This window comes from Flavobacterium sp. AK-345, from assembly GCF_058310175.1.
Window position 1 is genome coordinate 595,714 of the sequence record NZ_JBZEER010000002.1, and the last position, 18,625, is coordinate 614,338.

15 protein-coding genes are annotated in these 18,625 nt (G+C 33.7%); all 15 read right to left on the reverse strand.

The features are described 5' to 3' along the window. Positions 1-2: 2 nt before the first annotated feature. The 15 genes from AC4FQ3_RS06710 to AC4FQ3_RS06780 all read right to left on the reverse strand — a co-directional run bounded on the left by AC4FQ3_RS06710 (position 3) and on the right by AC4FQ3_RS06780 (position 18,060). The gene (locus tag AC4FQ3_RS06710) at positions 3-4,223 is read right to left on the reverse strand and encodes a DUF6531 domain-containing protein (protein ID WP_491181350.1); all 4,221 of its coding nucleotides are present in this window, start codon (positions 4,221-4,223) and stop codon (positions 3-5) included. Positions 4,224-4,225: 2 nt separating this feature from the next. Further along, entirely contained in the window at positions 4,226-5,575 is a 1,350-nt protein-coding gene (locus tag AC4FQ3_RS06715) for a hypothetical protein (RefSeq protein WP_491181351.1), read from the reverse strand. Positions 5,576-5,583: 8 nt separating this feature from the next. Beyond that, the gene (locus AC4FQ3_RS06720) at positions 5,584-7,353 is read right to left on the reverse strand and encodes a type VI secretion system Vgr family protein (RefSeq protein WP_073392772.1); all 1,770 of its coding nucleotides are present in this window, start codon (positions 7,351-7,353) and stop codon (positions 5,584-5,586) included. A gap of 29 nt (positions 7,354-7,382) precedes the next feature. Beyond that, on the reverse strand, positions 7,383-8,042 hold the full coding sequence (locus AC4FQ3_RS06725) for a hypothetical protein (RefSeq protein ID WP_124020520.1): 660 nt from the start codon (positions 8,040-8,042) through the stop codon (positions 7,383-7,385). After that, on the reverse strand, positions 8,029-8,892 hold the full coding sequence (locus tag AC4FQ3_RS06730) for a glucosaminidase domain-containing protein (protein WP_463461962.1): 864 nt from the start codon (positions 8,890-8,892) through the stop codon (positions 8,029-8,031). Before AC4FQ3_RS06730 ends, AC4FQ3_RS06725 begins: the two co-directional genes overlap by 14 nt. 110 nt (positions 8,893-9,002) lie before the next feature. After that, a complete protein-coding gene (locus AC4FQ3_RS06735) occupies positions 9,003-9,644 on the reverse strand; it encodes a hypothetical protein (protein ID WP_124020521.1) in 642 nt (213 codons plus the stop codon). Positions 9,645-9,980: 336 nt separating this feature from the next. Beyond that, on the reverse strand, positions 9,981-10,376 hold the full coding sequence (tssD, locus tag AC4FQ3_RS06740) for a type VI secretion system tube protein TssD (protein WP_042563897.1): 396 nt from the start codon (positions 10,374-10,376) through the stop codon (positions 9,981-9,983). Between the two features lie 367 nt (positions 10,377-10,743). Then, on the reverse strand, positions 10,744-11,130 hold the full coding sequence (locus AC4FQ3_RS06745; RefSeq protein ID WP_491181352.1) for a hypothetical protein: 387 nt from the start codon (positions 11,128-11,130) through the stop codon (positions 10,744-10,746). 32 nt (positions 11,131-11,162) lie between these two features. Further along, positions 11,163-11,624 (reverse strand): hypothetical protein, encoded by a 462-nt coding sequence (locus AC4FQ3_RS06750; RefSeq protein WP_491181353.1) that lies wholly within the window; start codon positions 11,622-11,624, stop codon positions 11,163-11,165. Positions 11,625-11,630: 6 nt separating this feature from the next. Then, a complete protein-coding gene (locus AC4FQ3_RS06755; RefSeq protein WP_491181354.1) occupies positions 11,631-12,218 on the reverse strand; it encodes a T6SS effector amidase Tae4 family protein in 588 nt (195 codons plus the stop codon). 10 nt (positions 12,219-12,228) lie between these two features. After that, complete coding sequence (locus tag AC4FQ3_RS06760) at positions 12,229-13,098, reverse strand: DUF4280 domain-containing protein (protein WP_491181355.1); 870 nt, start codon at positions 13,096-13,098, stop codon at positions 12,229-12,231. Then, positions 13,086-13,850 (reverse strand): hypothetical protein, encoded by a 765-nt coding sequence (locus AC4FQ3_RS06765; RefSeq protein ID WP_491181356.1) that lies wholly within the window; start codon positions 13,848-13,850, stop codon positions 13,086-13,088. Before AC4FQ3_RS06765 ends, AC4FQ3_RS06760 begins: the two co-directional genes overlap by 13 nt. A 20-nt stretch (positions 13,851-13,870) precedes the next feature. Then, positions 13,871-15,760 carry a phospholipase effector Tle1 domain-containing protein gene (locus tag AC4FQ3_RS06770; protein WP_491181357.1) on the reverse strand — a complete coding sequence of 630 codons (1,890 nt, stop codon included), beginning with the start codon at positions 15,758-15,760 and terminating at the stop codon, positions 13,871-13,873. 4 nt (positions 15,761-15,764) lie between these two features. Continuing rightward, complete coding sequence (locus tag AC4FQ3_RS06775; RefSeq protein WP_491181358.1) at positions 15,765-16,862, reverse strand: DUF2931 family protein; 1,098 nt, start codon at positions 16,860-16,862, stop codon at positions 15,765-15,767. Between the two features lie 109 nt (positions 16,863-16,971). Next, a complete protein-coding gene (locus tag AC4FQ3_RS06780) occupies positions 16,972-18,060 on the reverse strand; it encodes a DUF2931 family protein (RefSeq protein ID WP_491181359.1) in 1,089 nt (362 codons plus the stop codon). Positions 18,061-18,625 lie beyond the last annotated feature (565 nt).

Here is an 18,625-nt window from a genome sequence, read left to right on the forward strand (position 1 = left end):
AATTATTTACAACCTCTAAATTTACTGTCAAATTCTAACTCTTGAAGAGATGGTAATGCGCTTACTTTTTTGCCATTAAGCAAATTATCAGCTTTTTCCAACCTACGAATACCATTTGGTTTTTTTTGTTTAGCTTCAGAAATACCATTTATTTTATTTCCTCTTGCTTTATCACTATTATAACCTAACAAATCATTTTCTTCAACACCTCTTTGTTCAATACCTCTAACTAAATCTTTATCTGAGCCTACATCAGTAACTCTAGTCATTTTATCTCCCTCTCCAAATCTAACACCGTCAGTACCGTCTGTTTTTGCGTGTCTTTTAGCAACATCTTCCATAGTAGCCTTATCATCAGCTCTTCCATGATAGTAAGCATCACCATTAGAATTGGTTAAAAAATAATTCCAATCTAATCCAAAAATATCAACGATACTATTTGTATCGCTTACATGTCTATAAAAATTATATTCTCTACTATCCAATCCGACAGGGTCTCTTGAAATATAAAGTCCAGTCTCAGGGGAGTAATAACGATGTCTATTATAGTATAAGCCCGTACCCTGATCTTCATATTGACCGAGTTGCCTAAAAGGTATAAAACTTCTATCTCCTTTTAGGTTTCTTAAATCTCCATAAATATCATAATCAGTTTCCCAAACAAGATTTCCTAATTCATCATAGGCTTGTACAGGACGACCAATATAATCATTGATGATTGAAAATTTGTTACCTCCAACAATCTTAGCGCTTGGCACAAATCTTCCTCCTTCATATACCCAGGTAATGAGATTTTCAATTGGTTCCGGTTTATCGTAAACCAAATCATCACCACTAACGATAAGTTGTGGTCTCTCTTTTAGATCGTATTTCCACTCATGTAAAAGAACATTTCCATCCCAAACATAGCGATTTATTTCTTTGTTTGCAATTTTTGCCGTACGTCTTCCAAGAGCATCGTATTCAAAACTTATTACTTTTCCATCTGGGTTGGTTACGCTTTCAAGCATTCCGTTTGCCAGCCAGTTATAAAGGGTATCTCCCTCCTGCCACTGCTCATGTTCTTCTTGTAAACTTGCTTCTTCGGCTTTATTGCCTATAAGTTTATCAAAGAAGTTTGTTGCTTTTTCAAAAATAAGCGGTTTGGTAATATCGCGGGGGCTTTTATGTATTAAATTCCCCAGTTTGTCGTATTTGTAATAATATTTCTCGTCTTTCAAAAGCTTTCCGCCTTTGCCGTATTTACGGTCACTGCGGTCTGCCGTTTTGTATAAATTACCCACTGCATCAGGGGTTTTGTACAGCTCTTCTTTTCCATCATAACTGGCTTTGGCAAGGTTTCCAAAATCGTCATAATCAAAATAGGTCAAACTTTGGGTCATTTGGTTTACCGCACTTCTTAATTGCTGGTTGGTATCCCAATTATAAAAACGCGCTCCGGTGCGTTTGCCATTGGCAAATACTTCCTGTTCTTTTTGCTTGCCGCTGTTGTTGTAACTCGTTTTTATGTGTAGTCCGCCTGTGGCAAAACGCTCTATTTCACGTCCAGATTCGTCACGTTTCAGGGTAGTTTCCCAAGCCTGGTGCTGTTCCTTGAGTTCGTTGCTTTGGGCTTCTATGCGTTCTAATCGTCCTTTTTGGTCATAGCTGGTATTAATATCTGCTCCAAGACTTGTTGTTATATTGGTACGCTGTCCTAATTTATTATAATTTGATATAATTGTTACACCATTCTCAACGCTATCAAGATGTTGCTTTTGGGTTTCCTGTATAATACGTCCAACAGCATCTCGCTCAAAGTATATGCTTACATTTTGATTAACGGCTTCTATTAGCTGTCCGTTTTTATTGTAGGTATAGGTTTCCCAGGTACCGTCATGGTAATCGGCCCTTGTAATACGTCCTAAGGCATCCTGCTCGTATTCGGTATATTTTCCGTCTCCATGGTCTATTCGGGTCACTTCTCCGGCAAGGTTACGGGTGTATTTTTTTACGATACCATCAAAAGCGGTTTCTTTTACAATATATCCGGCTTTGTTTCGTGTAAAATAATAAGCTTCCTGATCTTCGTTTTTAATACCAACGAGCTGTTCCATCTTATCGTAGTCAAAACGAACTTTTACGCCGTTTTGTTCTCTCGTAGAAAGACTTCCTAATGGGGTATAGGTAAACTTAATGCTGTTTTTATTGTCTTTTAAGGCTACTACATCGTCATAACTATCGTAGCTAAATTGTATTACGTTGCTGTCTTTCTCTACAATTTGCCTTACCCTGTCAAGCGCATCATAGCTGAAATAATCTGCCATTTGCATTGGCGTATATATTGCACGTACGCGACCGCGGTGGTCGTATTCCCATGTTTTTAGTTTTTGGTCGTTTTCACGCCATTCAATAAGGTTGTACTGCTCATCATAAACCAGTTCGAGTTCGTTGTTGTTCTTGGCAACGGTTGCTAAAAGTCCGTCAGCATTATAGGTAAAATGGGTGCTGGTTTTGTCCGGTGCAATTATGGTTTTTAGCTGGTTCGGGTTTTGGGCATGGTATAAATAAATGGTCTTTTGTCCTTCGGGATCAATGGCAATCGATGGACGGTTCTCGTCATCATAAATCATCATTTCTTCTGTGCCGTCCGGGTAAACCGTACCTGTTTTATTGCCTTTTTCATCGTAAATAAACCCTGTGATTCGGCCTTCCTGATCGATCTCACGATAGAGTTCCATAAACTCGGTGTAGTCATAAAAAATGCTGTTGCCCATAGGGTCTTTTATCTGGGTTACCAGCTGGCTTGGCTCATAATAGTAGGTTGTTACCGCTCCGTTGGCATCCGTTACAAGGTTATAGCCTTCTTCGGGATGGTATTCAAGCCAGCCTTCCTGCCATCCGCCGTCGCCCCAAGTGTGTACACAGCGGTTTTTAGTGTCGTATTCCCAATAAAAAGTCTGTCCGTTACGATCAGTTTTTTCCACCATAAGATGGTTTTGGAATTTAATAACAGTCGGTTTACCTAAAGCATCTATAATGGCAGACATGTTTTGATGCTCATCATATTCATAAGCGATCAAAAGTTCGTCTCCTTCCGGTCCCTCCAATTCTAATTTCTGGATAAGTCCGTTTATGGTGCTTACTTTTATTTCCCTGCCGGCGGTATCGATAATTTTGTTCAGGCGATATCCTGTAAATTCAAAAATAATGCACAGCCCATCGTTATTGGTTATTTGCGTAAGCTGGTATTTTTTACCGTCAAAAAGGGTAAAATCATAAAAAAGTTTGCCTTTATGATCATATGCCTGATAACCGTCTGCGGTTCTTTTAAGGGTTGTTTTTTCCTGACGCAGGTAAAATTCTTCTTCCGGCAGTAGCGACGGGAATGCCACTATTCTTCCATCATCCATACGAAGCCCCAGTGCATCATCTTCCGGATATAACTCCACAGCCCTGTCATATACACAATGCACACCGTGACCAAGCCATCCGATATACTCTGAATCTGAGTACCAGCGACGTTCCCAATTAAGGACTATCGGACCGGTGATATCAAAATCGCTGCCTTCGTAGATTACTGCCCCGTTGATAAGGTTTACCGGCTCAAAACCTGCTTTACACAAAAGCTTACTGAGCCAGTTGGGACCAACGGATCCTTTTAGAAGTTTATTGAATGCTTTTTTTCCATATTTCATCAGGGTACTAAATCCTATGCTGGCCAGTAATCCGGTTAACATACCTCCCCAGTCCGGCGGATATGGACCTCCTACCATTACCGGTTTTCCCGTTGGGATAGGAAGCGAAAATGAAGTTGGCGCAAAAAGCGTTGGTGCAAAAGGAAGCATTTTTTTGCCTATTTTGGTTTTTCCCAGCGACAGCGATAACGGAATCCCGATATCATTACAAGTCATCAGCATATGTCCTTTGGGACTCATTCTGGTACTGTCTGAAAAAACGGTTTGGGAAGCAAAAAAGTTCATGCTTTCATGACCGATAATAGGCGTCATAAGCCATGGAGGGGTAAAAAGCGGAATGTGCACCAGCGGAATAATGATTCCTCCCGTGTCTGAGTTCCCTCTCTTAAAACCGTTCACATGTACACTGGTACCTAAAAAAGGAATATAATCGGCCGGGTCAATAACAATACCTATGTAAGGATGAAACGGATTAAAAGGAGGCAGGGTTGTAAAATGGATATCTATCCCTACGACCATAGTCAAATGATTATCGGTCAATAACATAATTAATAGGTGTTGTTTAATTGATATTCCTCTTGTATTTGTTTTGCAATTTGTTTTGGATTGTCTTTCCAGTTTTTTCCAAAAATTGACTTCATTCTGTCCGAAATAGCTTCTTTTTCTGAATAATCAATTTTTGGGTCATTTTCTAAATAACTGTTGGCTATAAAGGTGAAATTGATGATTTTGAGTACTTCATCTGTCAAGGCATATCCGTATTCGAAAGCATCGTTTAAAATTTCACTATATTGTTGGTCTCGTTTTTTTGCAGCCAATAACAGTGCATAATTATAGCCATTTATTACCTGCATTTCCTGCTGGACTTCTTTGGCTATATCGGTTTGTTTTAAAAAATAATCTATGGCAGTATCGCGTTTTCCCATGATGCTGTAATGTGAGCCTTTGTACATGAGTAGCTGCATCAAAATACCTGCAATATCTTGTTTATCCTTATAAAAAGGAGTTGTTATTTTTATTCCCTTATCTAATAACTGATGAATAAGTTCCTGCTCATCTTTAAACTGAAATAAAAAACTGGCGTAAACAAGATAAGAGGAAGCCCAAAAACTGGTTTCTCCTGTACTCTTGCTAATGTCTATAAGCTCATTGCCCAGTTTTTTTACTTTTTCCTGCTTTTTATCTTTTGCCGCTTCACCTATTTCAAATAAACATTTTCTATAGCGCACCTGTGGATCGTTTGGGTTTCCTTGTGTGGCTATTTCTTTGTACGCCTGATTTATTTCCTGATTAGGGATTTCTATTATGGTTCCTTTTTGTTTTACGAAATCAATTAGTTTAGTGTACAGTTTTCTTTCCTTATAATCAAGAAATAAGAACCCTATATTGTCTGGTAATAAGACTGTAAGTTCTTTTATACTCTCTATTAATAAATCAGGATTAGTGGCTTTTTTTATTAAAAAACTAACGATTAAAAGGTTGCCTGTTCTCGCTTCAAACTTTTTGAAACTTACCAGCATGTTGATGTAAAAATCTTTTAAACCAGCAACACTTAATTTATCAATCTCCTGAAGAGCAGCTTTAAAAGAATTGAAATCTTCCCAATTCCAACCGGTATTTTTTTTCAGGTCTTCATCAAAAGCCAGAATCCATTGTTCTATAATAGTGGTGTAGAAGTCTTTTTTATCATAAAAATCAATTGAAAAAGCTACAAACGAATCCTCTGATCTGCCGTAAGCGGAAGATTCTAACCGAATGAAACTATCTACCAATGGATAATCTTCGGTATAACAAACCATACTAAACACTTGTGCTTTTGGTTTGGCTGCTCTGGTTTTATTCCAAATCTTTTGAATGTTTTCGACTCTTACAGCAATAGGATTGTGAGCATTGTTCATTTTTGGTTTTAATTTAAATTTACAATTCCACCTTTAACGTTAGTCATGGTTTTACCATCTATATCAACGACCATTCCTTCTGCCAGAATTGTATTTTTCCCTTTAATATTAATACTTGGTGCTTCATCAGTAATTTGGGTATCACTTTTAACGGTCACCTCATCTGTCCCGGAAACGAGTACTTTTTTACTGTCAACATTTACTTCATTTACTCCGCTAATGCTTACTTTTTCATCAGCAATAAGGTTTATTTCTTTTGATTGTATATCGACCTTATTTGGGGCATAAATAGTCATTGTTCCGTCTCCGTTAAGCATTATCATATTACCACTTGGATCAGTCGCTGTAAAGGTGTTTTTTTCTTCATCGAGAACAAGCGAAGTTCCGCCTCTGGTGGCAAAGCTTCTTTTGTTATTGTCTTTTCCGCCGCCACCGCCGCTTTTTCCGTGAAAAACACTTCCTAAAATAAAAGGTCTGTTAGGATCGCCATAACGAAAATGTACCATTACATGATCACCTACATCCGGAATAAATACCATTCCTCGGTTGGTTCCTACTTTATCACTACTACCCGCATCCGGCGTCATGACACGCAGCCAGGCGGTTTTCATTTGAGTACCCTGCTGCCAAAGCATCTGAACTCTCACTCTTCCTTTATTTTGAGGATCTGTATTGCTTTCTACTACAGCCTGCTGTGTTTGAGCAATTGGATACGCAACATCGGGTTCCGGCAAGCTTAGTACTTTTGAAGGTATGGCTCTGAAATTATTTTCATACTCTCCCAAATGTGTTGCATAATGACTAATTTCGGTAATTATAAAAGAGCCTACTTCTTGTGTCAACATACTTGAGTTTTCTAAAACACTTGATTGTATGGTAACAATACTTCCTACTTTTAGTTTTGAGTTTTTTGTAGTTGCTGAAACATAATTAGTATTGGCTGCTGCGCTTTCCTGTTTCTTTTTTAAGAAAGATTCTAAAACCAAATCATCACCGGTACTCACTATACCATGCGTAAACGCAGGTGTTGCAAACACTTCTTTTGAGCTTGCAAATGCTTCATTACCTAATTTTGGCAATCCGCTTACTGTGTCTTTTGATTTTGCAGTGTAGCGTTTATCAGCACCTTCATTGTATGTAAAAGCACTAAATTTATTAGGTACTGCCTGCACAGATATTTTTAGTTTAGAAATCTCACTATTGTACGTTAACGATATAGGACTATCAAAGCTTTTTGGTTTACCGAATATTAATTTTTCACCATCATAATACAACCATTCATTGTATTGTTTTGCTAATCTCTGGATGAACTGAAAATCTGTTTCGAGATATTGATTCTGATAATCCATCTTACTGGTATATTCAGGATTGATATCATTTTGCAGTTGCTCTCCAGCACCATTTTTTATTACCTCTTTTATGATGTCTTTTAAAGATAGTTCTTCCCAGGAATGTAATTTTTCACCAGACTCTAATAATATGGTTTTAGAATAGCCTGAAACCACAATATGATTTCCTGAATGTCCGTCTTCCTGATCGAAATCTATATTGGTAACAACTCCCAAAAAATTATTATTCTCTTCCAGCACAATGTGTACTACCTTACCTAACCATGCCTGTGCATTTTCGAGCGTATATGCCAAAGGACTTTCTACAGCAGCATGTGGAACAAGAATTTCAAATCGATGATGGTCATTTATTACTTGCACCAACTCAATGCTGGTAAAGTGGCTTATTTTTTTAGAATCTATTCCAAAAATTATTGTTGGTGGTGTCATAGTTTATTTTTTTGTATTAGTAGCAAATCTTAAGGAATATTATTGTTATTTGTATTTAAAAACTTAAAAAAAGCTTCATTGCTTTCAAGCATTTCAGCGGTTAAATCCAGGTCTTTAGTTCCTTGATGTGTTATTGTTTTTTTTCCTAGTTTGTAATAATGAACGGTTGTTTTTCCTTCATAATTCAAGCTATTTGTACTTATAATTATCTTGCTTTTTTCATTAAAATAAAAAGAATTGATAGCTGTTGTCAGGATATCATCGGATGTCTCTTTAAATTGATAGTTAATTTGTTTTTTATTTATTAGATCAATTACTATCAGATTTATTCTATTATTAACCTCACTTAATGGTAATAAAAGCATTTCATTATCTGTGATATAACAATCTCTGGATTTATCATTTACAATCAGGCCATTTAAAGGAAATACTTTATCGAATCGATTTAGATATCCTATTTTTATAATATCTTTTTTGTTTTGACTAATATGAATACTATCATTATAATACTTAATCGTATATAAAGCTCCTACCTTGTCTTTAACTTCAAGGCTGTCAATTTCTAATTTATTTTGCTCATTTTTGACTATCTGTTTTGAAATATCTTTTTCTTTGGTCTTTGCATTACATCCAAAAAAAACAAAAACAATTAAAATTATTTTGAGTTTAAAAAAATTAGTTAATTTCATTTGAAATAGAATTGAATTTTTCGTTTTGTCTAATAAGTAATCTCTTTTCATCCTCTAGTTTAATTTTTCCCGGATCTGTGAATAAAATGGAGTTGTTTGTTAAGAGGGCATTTATTTCCTTTAATCTTTCTTTATTTTCCTCAACTTGATAGTCTAAACTCTTTTTAAAACGTTTTTTAAAATCGCTTATCTGATTTAATAAATGCTCTCCATAATGATTTTTACCTGCACTATCCTTATCGGCATTATAGGTATATTTACCAGCATGTCTTTCTTTTTCTGTTGGATAATATTTTCCTGTATTGAAAGCTTTATCAATATCATCTGCTGTTATATTATCCTGAGTTATTATTGTTGAAAAATAACTCCAGTTTTTATTTATTTTATTAAAATAATCTGTCAAAGCCGCCTGATAACCTCCCAAGCTTGAATAATCTTTCACACTACCGTGGGTGGTACTTCTTTTAGAAGGTTTCCCCATTACTCCAAATAAATTATAATCACCGTTTTTTATTGCAGATACTCCATATCCGCTTTCTAAACTTGCCTGCGCTAAAACTAATAATGCACCCTTACCAGATGCTCCTTTTGCTTTTGCAAAATCATAAATATCAATGGCTATTGTTGTCAAAAACTCGTGATGAAGAAGTTTTTCTTTTTTAAATGATGAACTTAAATTTTTAGATTTAACATCTTCTGCAACACGATAGCCTTGTACGCTTCTTCGCTGCATCATCGCCGACAACTTATCTGTATTTTCCCATTGACCCGTTTGCCTGTTATATTGAGGACCTTTAACACCTAATGAGCTGGCATTTTTATGTTTTCCTGAGGATGAAGATTTGGCCATGGTAAAATTTATTAATTTGAAATATTTCAATACACATTAAATCATATATCTTATTTCGGTTTATTCAGAATATTATTTTGGTCGTTTACTAGGTTTAGGTTGGTTTTATTTCATTTTACCAATATTTTAGAGCTTCTACTAACAAATTTATTTTTGATCAACAATCCTTTTGCAAAAAAATACGACGAGAAAAAAACAAATACAATTGTTCCACACCAAAGAAATATATGTGGAAATGATTTGATATATAAAACTGATGGATAATCTGGGGGATCCATTATTAAAAAACGCTCCAGATTTTCGCATAATAAAAGTGCAAATAGTGAAACTACTCCTGAGAGACTATTTCCTTTTTCTTTTTTATATATGAAATAAAAAAAAAGTCCTGTTATAATACCAATAGAATATTTCAAAACCCAAAAAGGGCTATTCTTAAACAGATAGACAAATACAGCTGAAAAGGAACTGGCAATAAATAATAGCAGAAGTAATTTTGAAATAGATAAAAGAGGATTTTTTTTATCATAAAATAAAAACATGAATATACAACTTAAAGATGTTGCTATTCCTACTCTCATTATATAGAAATATTCAGCTAAAAAATTCCTGTCAATAGATTCAATAGTCATCAATATAATAAAAGAATACATATAAAAAATTCCAAATAGCATCAAGAATAAAATACCAGACAACATCTTTTTCAATAAAAAGTTCTTATCTAAATTACTATAAAGAAAATCCTGTTGTTGCATATCTTATTATTTAGTATCAGTTACCTTATACATTTCAATTCAAGGCATTAAGAACAAATAAAATTACAGCTAGACAACTACTCATTTTTAGTAATGATTAGCCTAATTTTTGTTTGACATCTTATAATTCTTATTTATTTTTATTCTTCTCATCCGTATAAAAAAGAAGAAAAAAAATATCACCACACAAATAGTTCTCAAAAAATTACAGATATTTTCTTTATAGTTAGAAAACTCCTATAAGTTAGATGAGTAAAAAATATTACTATTTTAAAACACTAAGATTTTATAAAAACAAGAAGCGGTGCTTGACCGCTTCCTGATAATTGAGATAAATTAGATTTTAGCCCAATTGTTATCTAATGTTGCATTACCTAATGTAATTTTTTCTGCTGAGAAAGTGATCTCAGTAGTCATTGGAGTTTCTGCCATAGCGTCAAGTTGCTCGCTGAAGAATACAATAAATGCATTTTCAAAAGAAAGTTCTTTCATTACTTGTTCAGAATCTGCTTTGAAAAATTTTACTTTTCCGCTTACAGGTTTGTGCTGACTGTTTACTGCCTGTTCGATAACAGTAGTATTGTCTGTAGATTTTAATTTTAGGTTTAATCTACCTCCTTTAATTTCAGATGAAACTGCTCCTTTACCGTCAGTATGTCTTAACATATCGACTTTTGAGAATAATACTTGGTACTCGTTTCCTTCGAATTCTAAAATTGCTTTAAATGCCATAATAAAAATAATTAAGTTAAAAAATGTTTTTTTTAGAATCCTCTTTATTTTGTATGACTAGTATTAACAAAAAAAAGAGGTATTCTACATGATTTTAGAATACCTCTTTTTTGTACTAACGTACTTTTTTTTAATTGCTTCTTGTAGGAAGGTGAGGGTGATTCGCAATCAATAATTTGTACGAATATACAAATACAAATTAAACAAACAAGTTTATTCGTAATCTTTTTCATCAAAAATAGTAAAATATTTTCCCGAGAAGCAATTTAAATATGTAAGAATACAGTATTTGCAGGGCTTGCAGAGAATTTATATGGATTTTTTAAATGTGAAATATTAATTAAAAAATAGCTTGCTTGGCTATTCCTTATTTTTTAATTAATTTCTTCACAAATTTATCCAGTTCTTTAGATTCATAAAAATCAAAACAATTACAAAAAATAATATTTTTATCTCCTGTCTCAAAATGCAAATTATTCTTTTGAGAATAATATAAACCAGTTACAGCTATAGTATAATCTATTATCTTATTTTTCAAATCAACATCCCCCAAGAAATTGCCATTTATTGAAATTTGAACTCCAGAAGCATCTTTATAAGTTTTATAAAATGTCGAATCAATCTTGCTGTAATTGAGAACAATACATTGATTGAAAGCATATTTTTTTATTTCTGATACCTTATTCTGTCCTATTATCTTTGAAGAAATTAATAACACGATTAATACATATATACCTTTTATTTTAGTTCCCATAGTTTTATTTCATCGGTTTTTATAGCAATATTTTATTCGGTTGGGATTTTTATGAAATAACTATCTAAATAATCTTTCATATAATTTTCAATATCATATTCAGGTTCTTCATTATAATTTTTTATATCATTTATTAAATTTATATATATCAACTTTAACTCCTCATTATTTTCTTTATAAGCACAAGAACATTTTTTTTTGCGATTTTTATTCTCAATTGCCAGATTCTTTTCATAAGTATAAAAAGATTTCTCTAAAGATTTTAACTTAATTAATCTTGGTAATGGATAAAAAGAATTATACGCCTTTCCATACTCATCAAATAGAGTTTTAGTTTTATTTCTTAGGCAATTCGTTTCTCCAAAACTCACAAATTGTTTATATGAGATTTCATCTTTATTTAATTTTTTCACTACTAAATTGAATGTGGCATCATCTTGTGCTCTTATAAAAGATGAAATAAACAATGTAATTATTAATATTAGCTTTTTCATATTTCTTTATTTTAATTCCCAAAAATATACAGTTCCACCGTAATCCACATAATTATGCCCTCCTATAACATTTCTATTATTCCCGATCCACAACGTAGCATGTCCTGAAATTCCACCACCAAAGCCACCTAAAATTATATATACACCATTTTTAATTTTTTTCTCATTTATTTTGTCTGCTACACTATTTATATCAGATGGTCCAGAAACTGTTACATCAGCACCACCCCAAACACTTTTCTTCTCTAACCATTTTTTTAAACTTCCAGCACTTGCAATAAAACCTTTACCCTTAAAAGAGCCTTTCTGTATTTGAAAATCTTGTCTTACCGACATTTTTCCATTTAATAATCCTAAGGAAACCCTAGTTGCACATGCATTTCCAAAAGTTTTAGTGTCATAAATATCTCCCAGTATTTTTGGAAAAACTAAAGTTGCAGGTAAATCATCTGTATCTGTTGAATTCTTAGGATAACCTTCATAAACAAGTTTCCATTTAGGTCGTTCTACAGTAATTGGCTTAGTTTGAACTCCGCCGGATTCAACCACTAATGCTTGCCTTAATTCTATCGGAATTATTTTTTCAAAATCCATAATTGGTTTATTATACTTGGTTTATATTTGTTATATCTTGCTCGATATCTGGACCTGAATCGTCTTTTTCTAATAGATTCAGAGTAAAATCCTTTAAAATTTCCTCAAAAATCACACTATTACTTTTACCAACCGTCTTTGTAAGAGTTAATTCATCCAATTCATCTGTTAGTGGTTGTCCATTATCATTTTTTACACATACTGTAACACTTTCTCCTTCTTTATAGTTAAGAGTTTTCACAACCAAATTCATGTCTACATAGAATCTTGATTTATCAGCTAATTTTGTATTTCCATATGTCCAATACATTTCTACAATCCTTTTTTCCAAATCAGGCACAGGCGCACCTGTAGTATCAATTTTTTCAATCTCATTACGTTGTGCCGAATCTGTAATTTTAATATCAACACCTCCATATTCGCATTTTATGGTGCTTTTAAGAAGCAACGGAAATTGGTCCTGAAAGTATACTGTTCCTACATCTTTCCAATCGGCAAGTTTCATTACCGAAGCACATGGACTGGCACTATTGGGACTTTTTTTGCAGTTGCCTTTAAAGATTAAACTCTTCATGTCTTTCTCAACCACTGTAGCTACTTTTTTGTCTTGTATGGTAGGTGTGTCAAAATTTACTTTTAAGTCACCTGCCGGAACAGTGCATAAGTCGCATTTGAGTTTGGCTCCGTCAATTACAAATTTTAAACCATCCTCAGCGTCTTCTTTTTCTTTATTTTCTTTGCGTGCTTCTTCAATTCGTAATTTGCCAGCTTCAAGATGTTTGTCAATAGGAATTTCTTCTTCGATTGATGTAATATCAATCAATTTTCCTTCATCACCTCCCATTAAAAAATTATTTAGCCAATCATTTATCCTACCCATGATACACTATGTTTTATGTTTGTTTCTTGATTTTCTACTTCTATAAAACCTATTATCAATTGGTTGTATTCTATTTTATAGATGCCTGCATATTTTGGTGTTTTTTCTTCTTCATTTTTGTTCTTTATTGTAAAAATGTAGTTGTTGTTATCCTCTGTAAATGTTACTTTTTTCTGAATTTCAAGTTGGCCAAAATCATCTAAAACTTTTGGTTTTATAATTAAATTTGGTGTACTTTCCTGAAATCTTTTGTGCAATCCATTAAAATACAAACCAAACATTTTATAAGATTGTAAAAACTGTATTGTCTTCTTTTCGTCTTGTAATAATGTAGCAATGCCATTAATAAATTGTGTAAATACTTCGCCAGAGTGATCCTTTTCTAAATACCTTTTTGTCTCTTGCAGTCGCAATTTTAAATCATCAATGTTAAAAACTTTTTTTATAACACCTTTATCGTTCACACCAATTTCTATATAATCAAAAATATACCCTGTTTTTATTAGTAATGCTTTGTTAGGAAATGCTTTATTTGATGTTAAAATAATTTTAGTTGTCAATATCTGATACAAACGAAAGCCTTCTTTCGTCCCTAGATAGATAACCTCTACTTTTCGTTCTATTTTATGCCAGTCTTTGCCTATTTTCGCCAAATCACTGGTTTCGGTATTAAAATGATAGTGGTATATTTTACCAGGTATAGGTAAGTATTTCTGTACTTGTGCTACAAAATTTGTGGATGTTGTTTCCATTATATCTAACTTTTAAACACTTAATGGAATTTTCTTTTACGATTTTCTGTAGGACTGGAAAAGAAACCGCCATTTGGATCCATACCAAACCAATCTCTGGTTGATGACCAATGGCAATAATCATGTCTAAGTGTTCGCAATGCTTTTTGAACATTGTATCCGTATACAACTACTTCTTCTAAAACAACAGTTTTTAAATTTTCCTTTTGTAGAAATATTTTATCGAGTTCCTCTTGACTTATTTCTTCTTTTCCTACTTCTGCCTGTTCAATTTCTTCTTGTTCAATTTTTTGTCGTTCGATTTTTTCTTGTTCTAACTGCGCATCACTCACAAATTCCCATTCTAAACCATCACTAAAAACATAATCATGCAATTGTTTCTTTACGGCTCCTAAAAAAGAATCTTCTGTAATTGGATATTTATCTTCTGTTGTTAAATTAAAATATTGTTTCATAGTCGTAGTCCTGCAAAACTCTTCCATAAAATGTACAAAAAGCCAGCTATAATCTTTTCTTACTAGTTTTTTTGTTCCTGTTAGTTTTTTATAAGATAAAGGTGCTGTTATTGTATTTGTAATAGGATTATAAAACTGCGATAAATATTGTTTCGCTATTGTTAATTCTTCGGGTTTGTACCAATATTGTTCTACAAGTGATTCTTTAAGTTCTTCAAGTCCTGATTTTGTAAACAGCATAACAATTGGTGCAATTGGTCCCCATTTTAAATCTTTCTTAAAATTATTATCTTTTAAACTTGTGCCAATTTCGTCAATAACTTCAGGACCGTGTTCATAAGCGCCACCAATATCGCAATGTACTCCCGGAAAATTTTTTTCGATCGCGTTTTGCGATTTATTAATGCGGGTGAGAGCAAAATTTGTGCGGTGCTCATCCTTAGCCGTAAAATGAACCATTTTTTGAAAGCTCGCTGTATTCAAATGCAATTCACTAACATCATCATCAAAATCGTAACTTAAAAGCCAACCTTTTTCATCGTAAGACGAAACCGTATCATATACTCCAACAAAGCGTATGACAATTTCGATATCTTCTAATTCTTTTAGTGTTATAATCTTTTTTTCAAGCAGGCAATACCCTAAATACCCGTATTTGGGCAGTTGTCCCTCTATAATTAAATCTGGGTTTATCTCAATAAAATCATCATCTGTAGCTACTTTTTTATATTTTTTTTTCGGAAATCCCTCTCTATATGGGTTTATAGGGTAATAACCATCCTCGACCATTTTTGTTTTTGGCTCATACTCCCATTTGGTAACCTCATACACAAAATTACGCGCCGATGCCGCACCACGGCTAAAACCAAAGACATCTAACGTGATTTGAGTAACCTTACTTTTTGTATTCTTATCCTTCTCTTTTTTTACTTTTTCGGCTACCCTTTTACAGGCTTCCCGCACCCTTCCGCGTATACCCGTTGGTCCTTTGCCAAACATAAAACCATCACCATCATCATGAATTAAATCTATAGACCCCATACCTTCCACATAAACCTTATACTCTTCTTTACAGCACATCCACATTCGGGCAACATTGGTATAATCGTTGCTATAACTGTTATCAGTACCCAATTGTTCCGTGAAGGTTCTATGAACTCCTTTTAAGTATTTGGTATAATCTTTAGGATTTTCCAGCCTTTTGTCTTCTAAAACGGCTCCATCCAGAATGGCTTTATGCTTTAGCGCTTCTCGTTTTAAATTATCTTTGTGGTGCTCAGAGTCTGCATCAATAATGACATTTTCGTCAGTTTCGCCCCGTACTATTTTACGTGTTTTTGTATTTTCTTTATTATTAAGCGTACCGTCTATAAAAACGCCAAATTCTAAGCAGAGCTCGTTTTGCTTTTTTTCATCGTTTGATGATCCTTCGTTATATACAAATGATTTCCCCATAATATTATTTTTTTAATGTCATTGTCTCTGATATTGAAACTTCTACGTTTGTTTTGGGTAGTCTTATTTTTTTGTCTCCACATTTAAGCATTACAGTTACAAAATTGTTGGCATGGTTTACGGTAAAATAAAGTTCAATTTGGGATTCCGGATTGTCTTTATGCATCTCCTTAAAAGCATTCATTATCTCTTTCTCATCAAAATAAATATCAGCACCATAACCTTGTCCTTCAATGTTTCGCCATCCAAAGTTTGAATATTTTATCACCGCACTTTTTTTGAATTTGTTTTCAAGTAAGGCATTGTCAAATAATTTTTCTTTTTCTCCATTAAAAGTTTCCATATATATATATACTAATTCTCCTTCATCTTGTACTTCTACAACAGGTTTCCAAGTATATCGGGTTCTGTAGCTGTCCCATAAACCATAGGGAATGGGCTTTGGGTTGTTTTGCATTTCTATAGGAATGATATTAGGCGAGGTCATAATCATTTTCCTGAACTTTGGGTCAAAAATAGTGTAACCGCTGGCATCTAATCCCGCTATTTCTTCTTTTGGGACTTCGTGTTTTTCTCCTTTATAACGGCCTATTTCTACTTGTCTCCCTGCACCTGATGCCCAGATTACCACTACCCCACCCGGTGCAAAACCTACTATAATAGAATCGTAAGTTGTTTTTTTGTATTCGCCATTTCCATTAAAATAAAACCCCGAGTCCTGATATCCTTCATCAAATACCTTAAGGAGTTTATCATAGTCTATTGGGCAATCTATTTTATAAGTACAATCCTCGGCATACGATACCCATATACAGTTAATATGATCGGGCAATTCTTTTGGTCCATGACTAGAGCCGCTGCCTGTTGCTCCCCAGCCGCCATTGTTACCCGCCGAAAGTCCATTGGCGAGTCCTGCCCCTGTAATACCTCCTTTGTATACTTCTATAGGGTAGCCTTCTGGCGCATTGCACATTTCTTCCCATTCAAATTCCGGTCTCTTTTCATCCATAATGGAGTATTTCTTCATGTCTTCTTTTTTGTTTTGGCAGGCTGTGTTTAGGGTTAATATCAGCACCATTGCCAGGACTTGTATTTTTTTCATATCTTTTTATTAAGTGTTTATAAAAACACTAAATTCTAATCATAATTCATCTGCTCTTTTTATCATCGTTTAATGCACCATCGTTGTATACAAATGATTTTCCCATGGGTTACTTTTTTTCAATTGTTAATTTTCGAGATTTATAAACTTCTACTTTAGTTTTAGGAAATCTTATTATTTTATCTCCCCATTTTAGCATTACAGTTACATAATTGTTAGCATGGTTAACTGTAAAATAAAGTTCAGCTTGGGCTTCCAGATTATTTTTGTACATTTCCTTAAAAGCATCGGTAATCTCTTTTTCATCAAAATCAATTACACCTCCATAACCTTGTCCACTAGTATCTCGCCAGCCTATACTAATCCCTGAGGGAACAGCTCTTTTTTCAAATTTATTTTCAAGTAAAACCTTATCAAATAATGCCTCATTTTCTCCGTTAAACATACCTAACCAAACATCAAGTACTGTTGCATTGTCTTGTACTTCTATCACTGGTTTCCAGACATATCGGGTTCTGTAGCTGTCCCACAAGCCATAGGGAATGGGCTTTGGATTATTTTGCATTTCTACAGGAATTATATTAGGCGAAGTCATAATCATTTTTCGGAACTTGGGATCAAAAATTGTGTAACCACTGGCATCTAATCCCGCTATTTCTTCTTTCGGAACTTCGTATTTTTCTCCTTTATAACGGCCTATTTCTACTTGTCTTCCTGCGCCTGATGCCCAGATTACCACCACACCGCCCGGTGCAAAACCTACTATAATAGAGTTGTAAGTTGTTTTTTTATAACCAAATTTGCGATTGCTATCCTGATATCCTTCCTCAAATACCTTAAAGAGTTTATCATAGTCTATTGGGCAATCTATTTTATACGTACAATCCTCGGCGTACGATACCCATATACAGTTAATATGATCCGGCAATTCTTTTGGGCCATGACTAGAGCCACTACCTGTTGCTCCCCAGCCTCCATTGTTACCCGCCGAAAGTCCATTAGCGAGTCCTGCGCCTGTAATACCTCCTTTGTATACTTCTATTGGGTAGCCTTCTGGTGCATTGCACATTTCTTCCCATTCAAATTCCGGTCTCTTTTCATCCATTATGGAGTATTTCTTCATATCTTCTTTTTTGTTTTGGCAGGCTGTGCTTAGGGTTAGTAACAGTACCATTGCCAGGACTTTTATTTTTTTCATATCTTTTTTATTAAGTGTTTATAAAAACACCAAATTCATCTGCCTTTTTATAATCGTTTAATGATCCATCGTTGTAAAAAAAATATTTTTCTATTTTTTTTTGAATTTGGTCAAAAATAATGCGGCCAATTGTCACGCAATCTCTGTCCTAAAAAATGCAAATAAATTTAATTTTATATCACGCTGTAGTTATTTGTATTTAACGAGAAAAACAAAAACATCCTACTTAAATTCTATAATATTTGCTGTCAATTGATTATTCTCATATACAAATATCTTATCCTATAGCTTTTAAAATAAGTCTCACGATTACAAAAGATAATATAACAAACACGAAAAAAAGAACAACTGCGACAACTGCTGCTGCAAAACTTATAAAACCTTTTGAAAAAATACAACTTGTTATAATCAATGAAATAATTGGTGCAATTATTATTGATTTTATATTTATAATATTGTTTTTACTCATTTATATTATTTATTATTTTAAAAAACATTGAATCTTCTTAACTTCATCTGCATTATACACTATAATTTTCTAATGTCATTTCTACTCGATCTTAAT

What these genes read in the sequence shown, in the direction of transcription:
- AC4FQ3_RS06710 (WP_491181350.1), bottom strand. Translation starts at nt 4,223, where the DNA reads ATGTTATTGACCGATAATCATTTGACTATGGTCGTAGGGATAGATATC.
- AC4FQ3_RS06715 (WP_491181351.1), bottom strand. Translation starts at nt 5,575, where the DNA reads ATGAACAATGCTCACAATCCTATTGCTGTAAGAGTCGAAAACATTCAA.
- AC4FQ3_RS06720 (WP_073392772.1), bottom strand. Translation starts at nt 7,353, where the DNA reads ATGACACCACCAACAATAATTTTTGGAATAGATTCTAAAAAAATAAGC.
- AC4FQ3_RS06725 (WP_124020520.1), bottom strand. Translation starts at nt 8,042, where the DNA reads ATGAAATTAACTAATTTTTTTAAACTCAAAATAATTTTAATTGTTTTT.
- AC4FQ3_RS06730 (WP_463461962.1), bottom strand. Translation starts at nt 8,892, where the DNA reads ATGGCCAAATCTTCATCCTCAGGAAAACATAAAAATGCCAGCTCATTA.
- AC4FQ3_RS06735 (WP_124020521.1), bottom strand. Translation starts at nt 9,644, where the DNA reads ATGCAACAACAGGATTTTCTTTATAGTAATTTAGATAAGAACTTTTTA.
- tssD (WP_042563897.1), bottom strand. Translation starts at nt 10,376, where the DNA reads ATGGCATTTAAAGCAATTTTAGAATTCGAAGGAAACGAGTACCAAGTA.
- AC4FQ3_RS06745 (WP_491181352.1), bottom strand. Translation starts at nt 11,130, where the DNA reads ATGGGAACTAAAATAAAAGGTATATATGTATTAATCGTGTTATTAATT.
- AC4FQ3_RS06750 (WP_491181353.1), bottom strand. Translation starts at nt 11,624, where the DNA reads ATGAAAAAGCTAATATTAATAATTACATTGTTTATTTCATCTTTTATA.
- AC4FQ3_RS06755 (WP_491181354.1), bottom strand. Translation starts at nt 12,218, where the DNA reads ATGGATTTTGAAAAAATAATTCCGATAGAATTAAGGCAAGCATTAGTG.
- AC4FQ3_RS06760 (WP_491181355.1), bottom strand. Translation starts at nt 13,098, where the DNA reads ATGGGTAGGATAAATGATTGGCTAAATAATTTTTTAATGGGAGGTGAT.
- AC4FQ3_RS06765 (WP_491181356.1), bottom strand. Translation starts at nt 13,850, where the DNA reads ATGGAAACAACATCCACAAATTTTGTAGCACAAGTACAGAAATACTTA.
- AC4FQ3_RS06770 (WP_491181357.1), bottom strand. Translation starts at nt 15,760, where the DNA reads ATGGGGAAATCATTTGTATATAACGAAGGATCATCAAACGATGAAAAA.
- AC4FQ3_RS06775 (WP_491181358.1), bottom strand. Translation starts at nt 16,862, where the DNA reads ATGAAAAAAATACAAGTCCTGGCAATGGTGCTGATATTAACCCTAAAC.
- AC4FQ3_RS06780 (WP_491181359.1), bottom strand. Translation starts at nt 18,060, where the DNA reads ATGAAAAAAATAAAAGTCCTGGCAATGGTACTGTTACTAACCCTAAGC.